The 1,676-nt window shown below is 44.4% G+C and carries 1 pseudogene; it reads left to right on the forward strand.

What is annotated here, in order from left to right:
* Positions 1-1,676: pseudogene (locus BUB89_RS18140) on the forward strand (hypothetical protein); the annotation flags it as partial.

Below are 1,676 nucleotides of genomic sequence, written 5' to 3' on the forward strand. Positions count from 1 at the left end.
GACACCTTAAACGGAGTGCCGGTAACACCAGAGAATACGGATGTAACACCAGTAATAGCAGGACCATTGAGTATTGATGCCGCAGGTGTATTGACTTTAGCACCAAATACTCCTTCGGGAACTTACCCTATTACCTACACTATCTGTGAGGTGAATCCGATAACAGGATTGGCGGTAAGCCCTGCAAATTGTGCTTCGGTAACCGATACAGTAACAGTATTGAATCCAATTGCTGCTATCGTGGATGTGTATCCAACACAAACGCCTGGTACTACAACTCCAACTACTATTGGTAATGTAACAACAAACGATACCTTAAACGGTGTGCCGGTAACAACAGACAATACGGATGTAACTCCTGTAACAGCAGGACCATTGAGTATTGATGCAACAGGTGTATTGACCTTAGCGCCAAATACTCCATCGGGAACTTACCCTATCACCTACACCATCTGTGAGGTAAATCCGATAACAGGATTGGCGGTAAGCCCTGCGAATTGTGCTTCGGTAACCGATACCGTAACAGTATTGAATCCAATTGCTGCTATCGTAGATGTGTATCCAACACAAACGCCTGGTACTACAACTCCAACTACTATTGGGAATGTAACAACAAACGATACCTTAAACGGAGTGCCGGTAACACCAGAGAATACGGATGTAACACCAGTAATAGCAGGACCATTGAGTATTGATGCAACAGGTGTATTGACCTTAGCACCAAATACTCCATCGGGAACTTACCCTATCACCTACACCATCTGTGAGGTGAATCCGGTAACAGGATTGGCGGTAAGCCCTGCGAATTGTGCTTCGGTAACCGATACAGTAACAGTATTGAATCCAATTGCTGCCATTGTGGATGTGTATCCAACACAAACGCCTGGTACTACAGCTCCAACTACTATTGGTAATGTAACAACAAACGATACCTTAAACGGTGTGCCGGTAACAACCGACAATACGGATGTAACTCCGGTAACAACAGGACCATTGAGTATTGATGTAACAGGTGTATTAACCTTAGCACCAAATACTCCATCGGGAACTTACCCTATCACCTACACCATATGTGAGGTAAACCCAGTGACGGGATTGGCGGTAAGCCCTGCGAATTGTGCTTCGGTAACCGATACAGTAACAGTATTAAACCCAATTGCTGCTATTGTGGATGTGTTTCCAACACAAACGCCTGGTACTACAACTCCAACTACTATTGGGAATGTAACAACAAACGATACCCTAAACGGAGTGCCGGTAACAACAGACAATACGGATGTAACTCCGGTAACCGAAGGACCATTGAGTATTGATGCAACAGGTGTATTAACCTTAGCACCAAATACTCCTTCGGGAACTTACCCTATCACCTACACCATATGTGAGGTAAATCCTGTAACAGGATTAGCGGTAAGCCCTGCGAATTGTGCTTCGGTAACCGATACAGTAACAGTATTGAATCCAATTGCTGCTATCGTGGATGTGTTTCCAACACAAACGCCTGGTACTACAACTCCAACTACTATTGGTAATGTAACAACAAATGATACCTTAAACGGTGTGCCGGTAACAACAGACAACACGGATGTAACTCCGGTAACAGCAGGACCATTGAGTATTGATGCAACAGGTGTATTGACCTTAGCACCAAATACTCCATCGGGAACTTACCCTAT

Origin of the sequence: Flavobacterium flevense, assembly GCF_900142775.1 — a bacterium.
Taxonomy (GTDB): Bacteria; Bacteroidota; Bacteroidia; order Flavobacteriales; family Flavobacteriaceae; genus Flavobacterium; species Flavobacterium flevense.